Source organism: Bradyrhizobium sp. USDA 4011 (assembly GCF_054063415.1).
On the sequence record NZ_JBSSGG010000001.1, the window covers coordinates 4163531 to 4178414 of the forward strand.

A 14884-nucleotide genomic window follows, 5' to 3' on the forward strand; every position below is an offset into this window, starting at 1 on the left:
CAAGGATTGCGCAAACGATTGCGCCTGTCTGGAAGATGCAGCGATCGCCTTAAAGAAAAATGACCCCCACTCCTCCGAGACGCGTCGCGTGCTCTTTGGTGTGAGGGTCATGATCGCAAGCCCGCTTAGGCAGACTTCTTGTTGTTCTTGTCGTCGTCGACCTCGGTGAACTCCGCGTCGACAACGTCATCCTTCGCAGCGTCCTTGGCCGCATCGGCCTCGGCCTGCTGCTTGTACATGGCCTCGCCGAGCTTCATCGAAGCCTGCGCCAGCGTGTTGGTCTTGGCCTTGATCGCCTCGGCGTTGTCGCCCTTCAGCGCTTCCTTGAGGTCGCTGACGGCGTCTTCGATTGCGCGACGGTCCGTCTCCGGAATCTTCGAGCCGTGCTCGGCCAAAGCCTTCTCGGTCGAATGAACCAGGCCATCGGCATGGTTCTTGGCGTCGACCGCTTCGCGGCGTTTCTTGTCCTCGGCCGCATTGGCCTCGGCGTCCTTGACCATCTTGTCGATGTCGGCCTCGGACAGACCGCCGGATGCCTGGATCCGGATCTGCTGTTCCTTGCCGGTCGCCTTGTCCTTGGCCGAGACGTTGACGATGCCGTTGGCGTCGATGTCGAAGGTCACCTCGATCTGCGGCATGCCGCGCGGAGCCGGCGGAATACCCATCAGATCGAACTGGCCGAGCATCTTGTTGTCGGCCGCCATTTCACGCTCGCCCTGGAAGACGCGGATGGTGACGGCGCCCTGATTGTCTTCGGCCGTCGAGAACACCTGGCTCTTCTTGGTCGGGATCGTGGTGTTGCGGTCGATGATGCGGGTGAACACGCCGCCCAGCGTCTCGATGCCCAGCGACAGCGGGGTCACGTCGAGCAGCAGCACGTCCTTGACGTCGCCCTGCAGCACGCCGGCCTGGATCGCAGCGCCGATCGCCACGACCTCGTCGGGATTGACGCCCTTGTGCGGCTCCTTGCCGAAGAACTGCTTCACCATTTCCTGGATCTTCGGCATGCGGGTCATGCCGCCGACCAGCACCACTTCGCCGACCTCACCGGCGGTCAGGCCGGCATCCTTCAGCGCCTTGCGGCACGGCTCGATGGTCTTCTCGACGAGGTCGGCCACCAGCGCCTCGAACTTGGCGCGGGTCAGCTTCATCGTCAGATGCTTCGGACCGGTCTGGTCGGCCGTGATGAACGGCAGGTTGATTTCGGTCTGCGTGGTCGACGACAGCTCGATCTTGGCCTTCTCGGCGGCTTCCTTCAGGCGCTGCAAGGCGAGCTTGTCGTTGCGCAGGTTGATGCCCTGCTCCTTCTGGAATTCGTCGGCGAGATAGCCGACCAGACGCATGTCGAAGTCTTCACCACCGAGGAAGGTGTCGCCGTTGGTCGACTTCACCTCGAACACGCCGTCGCCGATCTCGAGGATCGAGACGTCGAAGGTGCCGCCGCCGAGGTCGTACACGGCGATCGTGCCGGCCTTCGTCTTGTCGAGACCGTAGGCGAGCGCGGCAGCCGTCGGTTCGTTGATGATGCGCAGCACTTCGAGGCCGGCGATCTTGCCGGCGTCCTTGGTGGCCTGACGCTGCGCGTCATTGAAATAGGCAGGAACCGTGATGACGGCCTGATCGACCTTCTGGCCGAGATGCGCCTCAGCGGTCTCCTTCATCTTCTGCAGAATGAAGGCCGAGACCTGCGAGGGCGAATAGGTCTTGCCGTCGGCTTCGACCCAGGCATCGCCGTTCGATGCTTTGACGATCTTGTAGGGAACGAGCTTCTTGTCCTTCTCGACCATCGGGTCGTCATAGCGGCGGCCAATGAGGCGCTTCACCGCAAAGAACGTACGCTCGGGATTGGTCACCGCCTGGCGCTTTGCCGGCTGTCCGACGAGGCGCTCGCCGTCGTCGGTGAAAGCAACGATCGACGGCGTCGTTCGCATGCCCTCGGCATTCTCGATCACCTTGGCGTTCTTGCCATCCATCACGGCGACGCACGAATTCGTGGTGCCGAGGTCGATCCCAATGACCTTACCCATGGTTTTCATATCCTCTTTGCTACGGCAGGTTGGTTGGGCCCTGACGGCGCTCCGTACCGAACCCCCAGACGTTCACATACTCGCGATATTGCGACGGTGAGCCTGATATAGGAGGGAGGGTCCTGCCCGCAAGGACTGGACGCAACGTTGAGGCCTGAAAAGACTGACGTTTGAAAGATTGTGTCAGCCCGGCCGCGGCACCGGTTCAAACCCGGACCAAGTTAACAAATCGGCAAGAATGCCGCCCGCCGTCCACCGCGACATTCGCGGCACGACGTCAGCGCTGTTGAGTGAACGCTCACAAACGTCGTATGCGAGAGCGGCGCACCGGTCGAGGGCGCGCTGTTTGGCCGCTGGCGGCCGCAGGTGGTCGTTCCTGGAAACCTCGGGAAACTGGAAAGTGCCCGCCAATCAAGGCGAAAAGCCCATGAAATCGAACCGGCTGGCCTGGAGCGGAGATATGGCGGCCTGTTGCAGGGTCATCAAAACCGCTAAAAGCGGTCCGACTGAAGAGGCCATCCAGCTGCACCGGCCCCGTTGCGCGGCCATCAAGCAAAACCGGTAGACCCCCCATGACGCCTTTTCGAGTTCTCGTTGCGGTTGCCCTGCTGATTGCCGCCACCTGTCGTGGCTTTGCCGCCGACGTGGTGTTTCCGCCGGGCGCGCATGTCGGGATGAAACCGCTGGTGGGCCTCGTCCGCGCCAAATCCTTCATCGGCTTCGAGACCGAGGATCAGGGCGTCAAGGTCCTGATCGCCGACCTGCCCGCGGACGCCTACAACGAGGTCGTGAACGCCTTCAAGGCCAACCCGGCCGGTACCGGAAACATCAAGCCCGAGAGCCTCGAGACGCCGGCCGGCCTCGCCTACTACACCGTGGAGAGCGCCCGCGACGGCGCCAGCAATGTGCGGCGCTATTCCATGATCCTGCCGGGGCCGACCTTCTCCGGCTATGTCGCGGTGCAGGTGCCGGAGAACGCGAGCAAGATCTACACCGACGACGCCGTCCGGCAGATGTTCGCCTCCGCCGAGATCCGCAAGGAGGTGCCGGTCGACGAGCAGCTCGCCATGATGCCGTTCAAGGTTACCGAGCTCAGCGGTTTCAAGAATATCCGCATGCTCGCGCCGGGTGCGGCGCTGCTGATGGCCGACGGCGACGACAAGGGCCTTGAGGCCAAGCCCTTCATGCTGCTCGGCGTCATCGCTTCGGCGCCGGCCACGCCCGATGATCGCGGCCGCTTTGCCCAGCAGATCGCCACCACGATTCCCGGCGTGCGCGACGGGCGGATCACCATGTCCGAACCGATCCGGATCGACGGCCAGCCCGGTTTCGAGACACGGATCGACGCCGTCAGCGGCAAGGACAACACCCCGGTGACCATCGTGCAGTGGCTGCGATTCGGCGCGCAGACATCGCTGCGGGTCATCGGCAGCTCGCCGCGCACCGATTGGGAGACCGCCTTCCCGCGCTTCCGCACGGTCCGCGACGGCATCCAGCCGCGCGGCTGATCCGCCCTTCGTAAGGCCGGTTGGAAAAATCCCACTTTCGCCGTTCGCCGAACGGAACTAGCCTCCTCGCGCGGTATCAAAGCGAGGAGGGGCGCGATGTTGGATCGACGACAGATAGTTGCAGGCCTCGGCACGTTGGCGCTTGCGACCCTGGTTCCCAGCAGACTCTGGGCGGCTGCGATCAAGCCCGACGATGGCTCCGCGCTGCTCGTGATCGACGTCCAGAACTGCTTTCTGCCCGGCGGCAGCCTCGCCGTGAAGGACGGCGAGCAGGTGGTGCCGGTGATCAACAAGATCGCCAAGAGCTTTGCCAATGTGGTGATGACGCAGGACTGGCACACACCGGGACACATCTCCTTTGCCTCGGTCCATCCCGGCAAGAAGCCGTTCGAGACCATCGACCTCGCCTACGGCAAGCAGGTGCTGTGGCCCGACCACTGCGTGCAGGGCACCGACGGCGCCTCGCTGTCGAAGGATCTCGCGATCCCGCAGGCCGAGCTGATCATCCGCAAGGGTTTTCACAAGGACGTCGACAGCTACTCTGCCTTCACCGAAGCCGACGGCAAGACCACCACCGGGCTTGCCGCCTATCTGAAGGCGCGCAATGTCGAACGGGTTTTCGTGGCCGGGCTCGCCACCGATTTCTGCGTGGCATGGACCGCGCTCGATGCGCGCAAGGCCGGCTTCGAAGCCTATGTCGTAGAGGACGCCTGCCGCGGCATCGACACCCAGGGATCGCTGGCCAAGGCATGGACCGACATGGACAAGGCCGGCGTCAAGCGGATCCAGTCGTCGGATATCGGGTAAGTCGCGCCTCGCGCGAGATTCGTATGGCCGAGCTTGGGGCCCCGTCGCATTCGACTTCGCGCGACGCCCGCCGTCGCCGCGCATGGCGGGCCTGATTGTCGGAATTACAGGTTACCGCGAGACGGCGGCAGGCCACTTCTTCCACCGTCAGACCGCACCGCTGATCGTGCCGTTGATCATCAGCTTCGGCTCGCCCTATCTGATCGCGCTCGCGCGTCAGCCTGGACCATCCGACCGTCAGCTGAGCTTCACGGCCGGACTGCACGCCGGACCCGTCAACATCGAGTCCGACGGCTGCGCCGAATCCGTGCAGGTGGATTTCACGCCGCTTGGCGCCTATCGCTTCTTCGGCGGCGCCATTGCCGAGCTCACCGGGCGCATGGTCGATCTTGGTGATGTGCTGGGCCGCGATGGGCGGCGGCTGCGCGAGCAAATCGGCGCCGTACCGTGCTGGCAGCGCCGCTTCGACCTGATTGAAGATTTCGTACTTCGCCGCCTCGGCCGCGGGCCGTCCGAGGAAGTCGCGTTCGCTTATCGAATGTTGGCGCGATCGGGCGGCACCGCCCGGATCACGGCGATCGCTTCGGAGATCGGTTGGAGCCGTAAACACCTCGCCGGCCGGTTTCGATCCGAACTCGGCCTCGCGCCCAAGCCGGTGGCGCGCATGATGCGCTTTCATCAGGCTTGCCGGCTTGCGCAGTCTGGCGCAGCCGACGGCTTGGCCACAATCGCTGCGGAGAGCGGCTACGCCGATCAAGCCCATCTCGCTCGCGAGTTCGTCGAGTTTGCCGGGGAACCACCGACCGCTTGGGCGCGCCGCCTGACGCTGACCGACAGCCGGCTGTCGCATTCCGGCGAGCTGCAGCCGGACTGGTAACAAACCTTCAAGCCGAAGCCGGATTGCCTCGTGCAGAGTGGCGCCATCAGCCAAGGAGGCCTGTGACATGACGCACGACATCGAACCCCCGCGCATCTACCCGACCCTGCGCTGCAAGGACGCCGAGGCGATGATCGTCTGGCTCAAGACGGTGATCGGATTCACCGAGCACGTGGTCTACCGCGACGGCGGCGTGATCCACCACGCCGAGCTCGCCTACGGATCCTCGATGCTGATGCTGGGCCAGAGCCGCGACGATGCGTATGGCAGGCTGGTCGGCGATGCCACCGGCCGCCGCACCGATTCAATCTACACCGCCGTCGACGATCCCGACGCCCTGCATGCAAAGGCCAGGGCGGCGGGTGCAAAGATCGAAATGGAACTGCGTGACACCGATTATGGCAGCCGTGATTTCTCCTGCCGTGACCCGGAAGGAAATCTCTGGAGCTTCGGCACCTATTGGCCGAAGGCTCATGAGAAGCCGCTGCCGTGACACGACAGTAGCAAGCTCACGGCTTCAGAGCCGGCGTCGGACCGATCAGACCGTGATGTCGGCGGTCGGGGCCGCCTTGGCGCCGCCCTTGGAGACGCCAACCAGCGCCGGACGCAGGATGCGGTCGCCGATCATGTAGCCGGCCTGCACGACCTGCACCACCGTGCCCGACGGCACCGAGGTGTCAGGCACCTCGAACATCGCCTGCTGGAAGTTCGGATCGAACTTCTCACCGATCGGATCGAACTTCTTTACGCCGTTCTTCTCCAGCGCGTTGAGCAGCGAACGCTCGGTCAGCTCGACGCCTTCGATCAGCGCCTTCAGGCCGGGATCGGCGGCTTCCTTGGTCTCGGCCGGCACCGCGTCGAGCGCGCGCTGCAGATTGTCGGCGATATCGAGCACGTCGCGGGCGAAGCCGGTGATGCCATAGGTCTTGGCGTCGGCAACCTCGCGGCGGGTGCGCTGACGGAGGTTTTCCATCTCGGCCAGCGTGCGCAGCGTGCGGTCCTTCGCCTCGGCGAGTTCCTTGGCCAGCGCCTCGGCCGATCCCACCTCGGGATCGTCGGGCATGATGTAGGGCTTCGAAACCACGGGCTCTCCCGTCGGCGCCGAATTCTCGCTGTTGTCATTGGCCCGGTTCGGATCGGTCATGGCTTGCCTTCTCGAAAAACTCGCGTCGGTTCAAATCTTGGGGATTGCTGCCCGGGATATCGTGCTTTGGGCGGCGAAAATCAAGCGTAACATACCCCCTTCGGGCACCGGGCTCTCCGGCCCGGGTGAACGAAACCCGTCAAGTGCAGGCCAAATCCGCCCCGATCAGCCGCCCAGCATCTTGCTGACGATGCGCGCGGCATAGTCGACCGTCGGGATTACGCGTGCATAGTTCAGCCGCGTCGGCCCGATCACGCCGAGCACGCCGACGATCCGGCCCTGGGCGTCGCCGTAGGGCGCGATGATGGTGGAGGAACCCGACAGCGAGAACAGCTTGTTCTCCGAGCCGATGAAGATCCGCACGCCCTCACCGCGCTCGGCGCGACCGAGCAGATCGATCACGCCGCGCTTGGTCTCGAGATCGTCGAACAGCGACTTGATGCGCTCGAGATCGTCGAGTGCATGCAGATCCTCGAGCAGATTGGCGTGACCACGCACGATCAGCTGGCGGTCCTCGTTCGCGCCGCCGGACCAGCTCGCGATGCCGGCCGCGACGACCTTTTGCGTGAGCTGATCGAGCTCGGCGCGGCTTTGCGTCAATGCCGTCTCGAGCTCGAGGCGCGCTTCGGCCAGCGTCCGGCCGCGGATCCGCGCATTGAGGAAATTGGTCGCTTCGGTCAGGGCCGAGGACGGCACGCCCGGCGGCAGCGCCAGCACCCGGTTTTCGACCTGGCCGTCTTCGCCGACCAGCACGACCAGCGCCTTCTCCGGCTCCAGCCGCACGAATTCAATGTGCTTCAGCCGCGCATTCGACTTCTGCGTCAGCACCACGGCCGCGGCACGGGTCAGCCCCGACAGCCGCGTCAGCGCTTCGCCAAGGGCCGCCTCGACCGACTGCGCGCGATCGACGGCCGCCAGCTGGGTCTGGATCGATTGCCGCTCGGCCTCGGTGAGGTCGCCGACCTGCATCAGGGCGTCGACGAAGAAACGCAGGCCGAGTTCGGTCGGCAGCCGGCCCGCCGATGTGTGCGGCGCATAGATCAGGCCGAGCTGCTCAAGGTCCGACATCACATTGCGGACGGAGGCCGGCGACAGCGGTAATGCGATCAGGCGCGAGATATTGCGCGAGCCGACCGGCTCGCCGGTCGCGAGATAGCTTTCGACGATTTGACGAAAAATGTCGCGCGACCGCTCATTGAGCTGGGCGAGCCCGGCATGCGGCGCGATCAGGCCGATCGGATCGTGATGAGTCACACTCCAGTCCCTCACAATTGCTGCCTAATTTGTCGATCCGGGGGGCCGGTGACAAGTATGCATTCAACCCCTTGATACCGGGACGTTACCGGGGCCGAAAACCCTTGCCGCTGCCCCTTCCCCCTCCTACAAGCACGGCCAACTCATTTTCTCGGAATTCTGGAGGATTTCCAATGCGGCCAAGCCGCCGTGCGCCCGATGAACTGCGTCCCGTGTCGCTGGAACGCGGCGTCGTCAAATATGCCGAGGGTTCCTGCATGGTGAAGTTCGGCGACACCCATGTGCTGGTGACCGCCACCTTGGAAGAGCGGTTGCCGCCGTGGCTGAAGGGCCAGGGCCGCGGCTGGGTCACCGCCGAATACGGCATGCTGCCGCGCGCCACCCTGGAACGCACCCGCCGCGAGGCCTCCGCCGGCAAGCAGGGTGGCCGCACGGTCGAGATCCAGCGCCTGATCGGCCGCTCACTGCGCGCCGCCGTCGACCTCGAGGCGCTCGGCGAGCGCCAGATCACGGTCGATTGCGACGTCATCCAGGCCGATGGCGGCACCCGCACCGCCTCGATCACCGGTGCCTGGGTGGCTCTGGCCGACTGCATCAACTGGATGAAGACCCGCAACATGCTGAAGACCAACGTGTTGCGCGACAACGTGGCGGCGATCTCCTGCGGCATCTACCAGGGCACGCCGGTGCTCGATCTCGACTATGCCGAGGACTCCGAGGCCGACACCGATGCCAATTTCGTCATGACCGGCGACGGCCGCATCATCGAGGTGCAGGGCACCGCCGAGAAGACACCGTTCTCGGAAGGTGAATTGCTGGCGCTGATGGCACTGGCGCGCAAAGGTGTCGCGCGTCTGGTCGACTTGCAAAAGATCGCGGTGGCGTAGTCAGATTGGCCATGCATCGCCGAATCACCGGAAGGCTCGTCATCGCCACCCATAATCCCGGCAAGCTTGCCGAGATGCGGGAACTGCTGGCGCCGCACGGCGTGGAGGCGGTGTCGGCCGGCGAGCTCGGGCTCGCCGAGCCCGAGGAGACCGGCGGCAGCTTTCGCGCCAATGCGGCGATCAAGGCCATTGCGGCCGCGAAGGCCTCCGGACTGCCGGCCTTCGCCGACGATTCCGGCCTCGTGGTCGACGCGCTCGACGGCGCACCCGGGATCTACTCGGCGCGCTGGGCCGGCGAGGGCAAGGACTTCATGGCGGCGATGACGCGGATCGAGCGCTTGCTGCAGGAGCGCGGCGCCATCGCGCCGGACCAGCGCAGGGCGCACTTCGTCTCCGCGCTGTGCGTGGCTTGGCCCGACGACCACCTCGAGGAGGTCGAGGCCCGCGCCGATGGAACCTTGGTCTGGCCGCCGCGCGGCACCGCCGGATTCGGCTATGATCCGGCTTTCCTGCCCGACGGTTACACGCGGACCTTTGGCGAGATGAGCAGCATCGAGAAGCACGGCCTGCCGCCGCTCGGACTCGGCCTGTCGCATCGCGCCCGCGCCTTCGTGAAGCTCGCGGAGATCTGCCTTGAGCCACGCTGAACGAGAAGCTTTCGGCGTCTACGTGCACTGGCCGTTCTGCCTGTCCAAATGCCCGTATTGCGATTTCAACAGCCACGTCCGGCACGCGCCGGTCGACGAGGCGCGCTTCGTGCGCGCGTTCGCCCGCGAGATCGAGACCACGGCCGCGCGGGTGCCGGGACGCGAGGTCACCTCGATCTTCCTCGGCGGCGGCACGCCCTCGCTGATGCAGCCGCAGACGGTGGGCGCCGTGCTCGATGCGATCGGCAAGCACTGGCAGGTCTCGCGCGATGTCGAGGTGACGCTCGAGGCCAATCCGACCAGCGTCGAGGCGACGCGCTTTCGCGGCTATCGCGCGGCCGGCGTCAACCGCGTCTCGCTCGGCGTACAGGCACTGGACGATGCTTCGCTGAAGGCATTGGGCCGCCTGCATACCGCGCGCGAGGCGCTCGACGCGGTCGCGATCGCGCGCTCCGCGTTCGACCGCTACTCGTTCGATCTGATCTATGCGCGGCCCGACCAGACGCCGCAGATGTGGGCCGACGAATTGAAGCAGGCGATCTCGGAAGCGGCCGAGCATCTGTCGCTCTATCAGCTCACGATCGAGGAAGGCACGCCGTTCTTCGGGCTGCATGCCGCCGGCAAATTGCAGACCCCGGACGAAGCGACCGCGCGCGCGCTCTACGACGTGACGCAGGAGGTCTGCGCCCGCGAGGGACTGCCGGCCTACGAGATCTCCAACCACGCCCGCACCGGCGCCGAGTGCAAGCACAACCTGGTCTATTGGCGCGGCGAGCAATATGCCGGCATCGGCCCCGGCGCGCATGGAAGGCTCGACATCGATGGCGTCAGGCACGCGACCGCGACCGAGCGGCGCCCCGAGGCCTGGCTGTTGAACGTCGAGGAGCGCGGTCATGGCGTCGTCACCGATGACAGCCTCAACAGCGAAGAACGCGCCGACGAATTCCTCTTGATGGGGCTGCGGCTCGCCGAGGGCATCGATCCCCAGCGCTATGCCAAGCTCTCCGGCCGAAAGCTCGATCCGCACCGGATCGCGATGCTGCGCGAGGAAGGCGCGATCGCCGTCGATGCAGACGGACGGCTGCGCGTGACGAAGTCGGGATTTCCGGTGCTCGACGCTGTCGTCGCGGATCTCGCGGCCTAGCAGGCTGTTGAAGAAGTCGATGGCGAAGCGTTTCGTATCGTGATTCTCTGGGACCAGGATTTAACCGGGGGGCGCGATGCGGGGAAGTGACGAACAATCCGGCTCACTTTTCAGTTATGTGGACCTGGAGGCCCGAGTTCGCGTCGACCACCCGCTGCGGGTGATCCGGGAGTTGGCGAATGCGGCGCTGGGCGACCTTTCTGGGGAGTTCGGCAAGCTCTATACGGACTTCGGTCGCCCCTCGATCGCACCGGAGAAGTTGCTTCGGGCGATGCTGCTCCAGGCGTTTTACGGGGTTCGCTCGGAACGGCATCTGATGGAACGGATCGAGTTCGATCTTCTGTTCCGCTGGTTCGTTGGGCTTGGGGTGGACGATGCGGTTTGGGACCATTCGACCTTCTCGAAGAACCGCGACCGGCTGCTCGAAGGCGAGATTGCGGCCAAGTTCCTGAACGCGCTTTTGGCGCAGCCAAAGGTCAAGCGCCTGCTATCGAGCGATCACTTCTCGGTGGATGGTACGCTGATCGAAGCCTGGGCCTCGATCAAGAGCTTCCGGAAGAAGGATGGCAGCGACAAAGACGAGGATGGTCCGGGACGCAATGCCGAGCGCAGCTTTCACAAGGAGAAGCGGTCCAACGAGACCCATGCGAGCACGACCGATCCCGAGGCGCGGCTCTACAAGAAGGGTGACGGCCAGCCGGCCAAGCTGAGCTATATGGGCCATGCTCTGATGGAGAACCGCAATGGTTTAGCGGTTTTGGGCGGAGTGAGCCAGGCGACAGGCACCGCCGAACGGGAGATTGCGCTTGCCATGATCGACAGGCGGAGGTGCGCGAAGCGGATCACTCTGGGGGCGGACAAGGCCTATGATGTCACGCAGTTCGTCCACGACCTGAGGGATAGATCGGTTACCCCGCACATCGCGATTGATGGACATCTGAGTAAAACCGGCAAGCGGCGCAAGACGGCGATCGACGCACGTACCACGCGTCACAGCGGCTACGGCATCAGCCAGCGTTGCCGCAAACGCATCGAAGAAGTCTTCGGCTGGATCAAGAGTTCCGCTGGCTTGGCCAAGGTCAAGCTGCGAGGTCGCGACCGCGTCGATGCCGTCTTCGTCCTGGCGCTTGCAGCCTACAATCTGATCCGGCTTCCCAAACTTCTGGCGGCACCGGCATGAGCATCCGGGGCAGATGGAGGTCGTCGAGACGCCCGGCTACGACATGGCCTTGGCGAGCGCCTACATCCTGTTCGATGTGGCCGGCGGCGAATTCGCCTTCGACTGCCTCACCGGCTCCATCCATGGAGCCAGCCACGGCAATACCGTCGAGTTCGGCTGGCAAGGAAACGACGAAATGGAGCCAGCGGAGGGCGACGGTTGGGCAGAACTAAAGGATGACGGTTCACTCGAAGGGGAGATCTGCCTCCTCAACGGCGACAACATCCCATTCGTCGCACGCCGCTCAAAGACTTCTTCAACAGCCTGCTAGAGCCTATCCCGTAGAGCCTATCCCGTTCGGATTGAATCGGAACGGGGCTCTAAATTCCTATTTTGACGCGTTATCTTCGCGCGAATCGGTATCCACTTCGCTCGAAAACGCTCTAAGCATGATCCGGAAAAGTGCGAAGCGGTTTTCCGGAAAGATCATGCTCAAACAAAGAGCTAATGCGCGATGACGATTCAACCTAATCTCATCGCGCTTTAGCGCGCACGCTGCCAAAATATCGAAAACAACCCCATGCAAAGTAGCGGGCGGGTTCCGGCGCCCGACAAGGCAGCTTGACCGCCTGACGAAAATTAAGCGCCAAAGCTCTTCGGCGATCCGGCGACCGGCGTGCCGCCGCCGGACGCCACCTTCATGACGGCAAGGCCGCGTTCATTGGTGCCGTCGGAGCGGAAACGGAACAGACCGTCGATCCCGGCAAAGCCGGATGGATTGGTCAGCGTCTCCGGCGCAAAACGCTGCGCACCCTGGGTACGCGCCAGCGCCGCCACCAGCGCGACCGCGTCATAGGCAAGCGTTGCGGTGCGCACCGGCTCGCCGCCGTATTTGGCGCGATAGCGGCCGGCGAAGCTGCGGAAACCGGACGGATCGGGCGCGGCATAAAGGCCGCCCTGCAGGACTGGGCTCGCGGACACCCGCGGATTGTCCCACAGCCCGGTGCCGAGCAGCTGGATGTTGCGCAGATTGGCCCCCGCTGCAGTGAGTGCGTCGGCGGTCGCGACCACCGAATCGCCGTCGTCGGCGAGCAGCAGCGCATCGGCCTGGCCCAGCGCCTGGGCAACGGTCCGCGCAGGCGTTGCGCGATCGGCGCCATATTTCTCGAATGCGACGACGCGGCCGCTCTTGCGGCCAACCGCCTGCTTGAATGCGGCCTCGACCACGTTGCCATAGGCGTTGTCCGGCACCATCGCGGCGAACGAGCGCTTTCCGATCCCGGCGGAGTAGTCGACGATCCGATTGATGTCGGACTCCGGCAGGAAACTCAGCAGATAGACGCCGTGCCCGGCGACGCTCGAATCGGTGGAGAATGCGATCACCGACGTTCCGCGCGGCCGCGTCAGCTGCGCGGTGGCAGGCACGGAGCCCGCGAACAGCGGCCCCAGAATGATCTCGGCGCCCTCGGACAGCGCCTGCTGGGTGCCCTGCGCCGCGCCCTGCGGGCTGCCGCCATCGTCCTTGATCAGGAGCTGAATGTTCGGGTTCTGGAATTCCGCCAGCGCCATTTCGGCGGCGTTCCGCATCGATTGCGCGGCGAGCCCGGCATTGCCGGAGGCCGACAGCGGCAGGATCAGCCCGATCTTGACCTGCCCGGTGCCGACCGCCTGCGGCTGTTGCGGCGGGCCGGCCGGACCGGCTTCCTGGTTGCCGCCGAACGGACTGGAAAATTGGTTCAAGCTCTGCTGGACGCCGGAACAGGCGCTCAGCAACGGCGTGCCCACGAGCAGACCAAGCGCGGTTCGCCGGGTCGTGCCATCAGGCGGGGAGGTGCGGTGATGCGGGCCTTCCATCGTCTCTCTTCTCTTGACCGACCAGGATCGGCCAGGACTCCATCCAGCTCTGATGAGGCGGGGGGATTCAGGCATATTGTCGGCGAATAGTTAACTAAAACAAAAGGATTATGGCCTCGCGGCGCCGTTGCCGCGGCTCCCGTTCCCCTCAGCAACTTGAATCGAAACGGGGCTCTAGTTTCTTGTTTTGTCGCGTTTTCTTCACGCGAACCGGTATCCACTTCGCTCGAAAACGCTCTAGATTGCCATTATGCGCGCAAAAGCCAGTTCCCTCCACCATTCCGATGCCACGACAGGCACTGCGGCCAGGACCTTTTCGATCGGCGGCCAGCAGCTGGCGGCGCCAAAGGCCGCGCCCGGGCTCCATCTGGTGGCGACGCCGATCGGCAATCTCGCCGACATCACCCTGCGCGCGCTGGAGACGCTGGCGGGCGTCGACGTCATCGCCTGCGAGGACACCAGGATTACGCGCCGGCTGACCGAACGATACGCAATCACCGCCGAGTTGGCGCTCTATCACGAGCACAACGCGGCTCAGGCGCGGCCCAAGCTCCTCGAGCGATTGGCGCAGGGCGCCTCGATCGCACTGGTCTCCGACGCCGGCACGCCGCTGATCTCCGATCCCGGCTTCAAGCTGGTGCGCGAGGTCTGCGCCGCCGGTCATGCCGTCATTGCAGTGCCCGGGCCGTCGTCGGTGCTATCAGCGCTATCGGTTGCGGCGCTGCCGACCGACCGGTTCTTCTTCGAGGGATTTCTGCCGGCGAAGGAGCACGCGCGCCGCGCGCGGCTTACCGAGCTCGCCCGAATCGATGCGACGCTCGTGATGTTCGAATCGGGCAATCGCGTGCAGGACACGCTGCGCGATCTCGCCGCGATCATGGCTGGGCGCGATGCGGCGATCTGTCGCGAGCTGACCAAACTGCACGAGGAGGTCAAGCGCGCGCCGGTCGCCGAGCTTGCGGCAGGCGCGGACGCGCTGGAGACACGCGGCGAGTTCGTGCTCGTGATTGGACCGCCGGCCGATGATGCCGGGATGATGGGCCAGGATGCGCTCGACGATCTCCTGCGCGGGCAGCTTGGCCGCGGCAGCGTCAAGGATGCGGTGGCCCACGCGGTCGAACTGTCTGGCCGGCCGCGCCGCGAAGTTTACGCCCGCGCCCTCGAGCTCGCGAAGACCCTCGGGGACGGCGATGGCGAAGACTGACAGCGGCTCGCCCGAGCGCGTCGCCGCGTTCCGCACCGGCATCTCGGCCGAGAGCCGCGCCGCGGCCCTTCTGATCGCCAAGGGCTATCGCATCCTGGCAAGGCGCTTCCGCACCCCTTATGGCGAGATCGACCTGGTGGCGCGGCGGCGCAATCTCGTCGCCTTCGTCGAGGTCAAGGCCCGTGCCAGCCTCGACGACGCCGCCTATGCGGTGACGCCGCGCCAGCAGCAGCGCATCGTCAACGCCGCCCAGGCCTGGCTGATGGCGCATCCCGAACATACCGAATTTGATCTCAGATTCGACGCCGTTCTGATTGCGCCGAAGAGCCTGCCGCGCCATCTGTTAGCGGCATTCGACGCAAGCCCTTAAAG

General features: G+C 64.9%; 15 protein-coding genes. 11 read left to right on the forward strand and 4 right to left on the reverse strand.

Features of this window, described 5'->3' with window-relative positions:
- Positions 1-125 precede the first annotated feature (125 nt).
- Positions 126-2027, reverse strand: coding sequence for a molecular chaperone DnaK (dnaK, locus tag ACVW1C_RS19465; RefSeq protein ID WP_456759803.1), 1902 nt, complete (start codon positions 2025-2027; stop codon positions 126-128).
- Positions 2028-2599: 572 nt separating this feature from the next.
- Between dnaK and ACVW1C_RS19470 the strand changes: the two genes are divergently transcribed.
- From ACVW1C_RS19470 to ACVW1C_RS19485, 4 genes are all read left to right on the forward strand, one after another.
- Positions 2600-3535: a hypothetical protein gene (locus tag ACVW1C_RS19470; RefSeq protein WP_456759804.1), complete on the forward strand. Its 936-nt coding sequence runs from the start codon at positions 2600-2602 to the stop codon at positions 3533-3535.
- Between the two features lie 96 nt (positions 3536-3631).
- Positions 3632-4342 (forward strand): bifunctional nicotinamidase/pyrazinamidase, encoded by a 711-nt coding sequence (gene pncA / locus ACVW1C_RS19475; RefSeq protein WP_456759805.1) that lies wholly within the window; start codon positions 3632-3634, stop codon positions 4340-4342.
- 82 nt (positions 4343-4424) lie between these two features.
- On the forward strand, positions 4425-5219 hold the full coding sequence (locus ACVW1C_RS19480) for a helix-turn-helix domain-containing protein (protein WP_456759806.1): 795 nt from the start codon (positions 4425-4427) through the stop codon (positions 5217-5219).
- A 67-nt stretch (positions 5220-5286) separates the two neighbouring features.
- Positions 5287-5712: a VOC family protein gene (locus ACVW1C_RS19485; protein ID WP_456759807.1), complete on the forward strand. Its 426-nt coding sequence runs from the start codon at positions 5287-5289 to the stop codon at positions 5710-5712.
- A 45-nt stretch (positions 5713-5757) separates the two neighbouring features.
- On the opposite strand, the gene grpE is transcribed toward ACVW1C_RS19485, so the two are convergent.
- Positions 5758-6363: a nucleotide exchange factor GrpE gene (gene grpE, locus ACVW1C_RS19490; RefSeq protein WP_456759808.1), complete on the reverse strand. Its 606-nt coding sequence runs from the start codon at positions 6361-6363 to the stop codon at positions 5758-5760.
- A 165-nt stretch (positions 6364-6528) separates the two neighbouring features.
- A complete protein-coding gene (gene hrcA, locus ACVW1C_RS19495; RefSeq protein WP_456759809.1) occupies positions 6529-7617 on the reverse strand; it encodes a heat-inducible transcriptional repressor HrcA in 1089 nt (362 codons plus the stop codon).
- Positions 7618-7790: 173 nt separating this feature from the next.
- Between hrcA and rph the strand changes: the two genes are divergently transcribed.
- From rph to ACVW1C_RS19520, 5 genes are all read left to right on the forward strand, one after another.
- Positions 7791-8504 (forward strand): ribonuclease PH, encoded by a 714-nt coding sequence (gene rph / locus ACVW1C_RS19500; protein ID WP_456759810.1) that lies wholly within the window; start codon positions 7791-7793, stop codon positions 8502-8504.
- Positions 8505-8515: 11 nt separating this feature from the next.
- The gene (gene rdgB / locus ACVW1C_RS19505; protein WP_456759811.1) at positions 8516-9151 is read left to right on the forward strand and encodes an RdgB/HAM1 family non-canonical purine NTP pyrophosphatase; all 636 of its coding nucleotides are present in this window, start codon (positions 8516-8518) and stop codon (positions 9149-9151) included.
- Positions 9138-10295, forward strand: a complete 1158-nt coding sequence (gene hemW, locus ACVW1C_RS19510) for a radical SAM family heme chaperone HemW (RefSeq protein ID WP_456658418.1) — start codon at positions 9138-9140, stop codon at positions 10293-10295. Before rdgB ends, hemW begins: the two co-directional genes overlap by 14 nt.
- Before the next feature lie 76 nt (positions 10296-10371).
- Positions 10372-11475: an IS5 family transposase gene (locus tag ACVW1C_RS19515; RefSeq protein ID WP_456759812.1), complete on the forward strand. Its 1104-nt coding sequence runs from the start codon at positions 10372-10374 to the stop codon at positions 11473-11475.
- Between the two features lie 13 nt (positions 11476-11488).
- The gene (locus tag ACVW1C_RS19520) at positions 11489-11785 is read left to right on the forward strand and encodes a hypothetical protein (protein WP_456759813.1); all 297 of its coding nucleotides are present in this window, start codon (positions 11489-11491) and stop codon (positions 11783-11785) included.
- Between the two features lie 308 nt (positions 11786-12093).
- Here ACVW1C_RS19520 and ACVW1C_RS19525 read toward each other — a convergent pair whose 3' ends face one another.
- Positions 12094-13308: a penicillin-binding protein activator gene (locus tag ACVW1C_RS19525; RefSeq protein ID WP_456759814.1), complete on the reverse strand. Its 1215-nt coding sequence runs from the start codon at positions 13306-13308 to the stop codon at positions 12094-12096.
- A 250-nt stretch (positions 13309-13558) separates the two neighbouring features.
- Between ACVW1C_RS19525 and rsmI the strand changes: the two genes are divergently transcribed.
- Both rsmI and ACVW1C_RS19535 read left to right on the forward strand, forming a co-directional pair.
- A complete protein-coding gene (gene rsmI, locus ACVW1C_RS19530; RefSeq protein ID WP_456759815.1) occupies positions 13559-14512 on the forward strand; it encodes a 16S rRNA (cytidine(1402)-2'-O)-methyltransferase in 954 nt (317 codons plus the stop codon).
- Positions 14499-14882, forward strand: coding sequence for a YraN family protein (locus tag ACVW1C_RS19535; protein WP_456759816.1), 384 nt, complete (start codon positions 14499-14501; stop codon positions 14880-14882). Before rsmI ends, ACVW1C_RS19535 begins: the two co-directional genes overlap by 14 nt.
- Positions 14883-14884: the final 2 nt, after the last annotated feature.

Bases quoted from the DNA above. Each gene is read 5' to 3' on its own strand.
- ACVW1C_RS19515 (WP_456759812.1), top strand. From the start codon at position 10,372: ATGCGGGGAAGTGACGAACAATCCGGCTCACTTTTCAGTTATGTGGAC.
- ACVW1C_RS19520 (WP_456759813.1), top strand. From the start codon at position 11,489: ATGGAGGTCGTCGAGACGCCCGGCTACGACATGGCCTTGGCGAGCGCC.
- ACVW1C_RS19525 (WP_456759814.1), bottom strand. From the start codon at position 13,308: ATGGAAGGCCCGCATCACCGCACCTCCCCGCCTGATGGCACGACCCGG.
- rsmI (WP_456759815.1), top strand. From the start codon at position 13,559: ATGCGCGCAAAAGCCAGTTCCCTCCACCATTCCGATGCCACGACAGGC.
- ACVW1C_RS19470 (WP_456759804.1), top strand. From the start codon at position 2,600: ATGACGCCTTTTCGAGTTCTCGTTGCGGTTGCCCTGCTGATTGCCGCC.
- pncA (WP_456759805.1), top strand. From the start codon at position 3,632: ATGTTGGATCGACGACAGATAGTTGCAGGCCTCGGCACGTTGGCGCTT.
- grpE (WP_456759808.1), bottom strand. From the start codon at position 6,363: ATGACCGATCCGAACCGGGCCAATGACAACAGCGAGAATTCGGCGCCG.
- ACVW1C_RS19480 (WP_456759806.1), top strand. From the start codon at position 4,425: ATGGCGGGCCTGATTGTCGGAATTACAGGTTACCGCGAGACGGCGGCA.
- rdgB (WP_456759811.1), top strand. From the start codon at position 8,516: ATGCATCGCCGAATCACCGGAAGGCTCGTCATCGCCACCCATAATCCC.
- ACVW1C_RS19485 (WP_456759807.1), top strand. From the start codon at position 5,287: ATGACGCACGACATCGAACCCCCGCGCATCTACCCGACCCTGCGCTGC.
- rph (WP_456759810.1), top strand. From the start codon at position 7,791: ATGCGGCCAAGCCGCCGTGCGCCCGATGAACTGCGTCCCGTGTCGCTG.
- ACVW1C_RS19535 (WP_456759816.1), top strand. From the start codon at position 14,499: ATGGCGAAGACTGACAGCGGCTCGCCCGAGCGCGTCGCCGCGTTCCGC.
- dnaK (WP_456759803.1), bottom strand. From the start codon at position 2,027: ATGGGTAAGGTCATTGGGATCGACCTCGGCACCACGAATTCGTGCGTC.